We start from the raw sequence: 1,081 nt of genomic DNA on the forward strand, positions 1-1,081 counted from the left end.
TCCCTCGCCACAGGTAACCCGTTCCACCCTTTCCGAACATAAAAAAACGCCGACGCTGTATCAGCCGTCGGCGTTTGAAACCGTGCAAGGGTTTACCGCGCGAATCAGAACGCCGGCAATACCGCGCCGCTGTATTTCTTCTCGATGAACGCTTTCACTTCCGGGCTGGTCAGGGCCTTGGCCAGTTTCTGGATGGCGTCGCTGTCCTTGTTGTCCGGACGGGCAACCAGGAAGTTCACGTAAGGCGAATCCGAACCTTCGATCACCAAGGCGTCCTTGGCCGGGTTCAGGCCTGCTTCCAAGGCATAGTTGGTGTTGATCATGTCCAGGTCAACCTGGTCCAGCACGCGCGGCAACATGGCCGATTCCAATTCCTTGAACTTGAAGTTCTTCGGATTCTTGGCGATGTCTTTCGGCGTAGCCAGGGCGTTCTTCGGATCCTTGAGCTCAATCAGGCCAGCCTTCTGCAACAGGATCAGCGCACGGCCGCTGTTGCTGCCTTCGTTAGGGATGGCGATGGTTGCGCCGTCTTTCAGCTCAGCCAGGCTCTTGACCTTTTTCGAGTAACCGCCAAACGGTTCAACGTGCACGCCGATGACTGTCACCAGGTGAGTGCCTTTGCCTTCGTTGAAGCTCTTGAGGTAAGGCAGGGTCTGGAAGTAGTTGGCGTCCAGGCGCTTCTGGTCAACCTGTACGTTGGGCTGGACGTAGTCGGTAAAAACCTTGATCTCCAAGTCCACGCCTTCTTTGGCGAGGGCCGGTTTGATCAGTTCCAGAATCTCGGCGTGGGGCACCGGGGTGGCTGCGACGACCAACTTCTCCCCGGCCAGGGCCAGGCCCGAGGTCAGGGCTGCCGCCAATGCGGTGAACAACAGAACCTTTTTCATGCAGTGTCCTTATCGAAAATCACTGTCGTCATGGACGACGGCCAAAGTGAGGTGCCAGCGAAGTGCTATCGCTGGCGTGATGCGGAAGATACCGATATTTTTTATGCCTTAACAATATCTTTTATTCAAGTTCATATTCATTTTACTCATATAGGAATACGCAGCTTTTGTGGCGAGGGAGCTTGCTCCCGCCT

At 55.2% G+C, this 1,081-nt stretch carries 1 protein-coding gene; it reads right to left on the reverse strand.

The window, feature by feature from the left end:
- Nucleotides 1-104: 104 nt before the first annotated feature.
- Nucleotides 105-887: a MetQ/NlpA family ABC transporter substrate-binding protein gene (locus tag OC610_RS27865; protein ID WP_264432796.1), complete on the reverse strand. Its 783-nt coding sequence runs from the start codon at nt 885-887 to the stop codon at nt 105-107.
- Nucleotides 888-1,081: the final 194 nt, after the last annotated feature.

This window comes from Pseudomonas agronomica, from assembly GCF_025917275.1.
Taxonomy (GTDB): domain Bacteria; phylum Pseudomonadota; class Gammaproteobacteria; order Pseudomonadales; family Pseudomonadaceae; genus Aquipseudomonas; species Aquipseudomonas agronomica.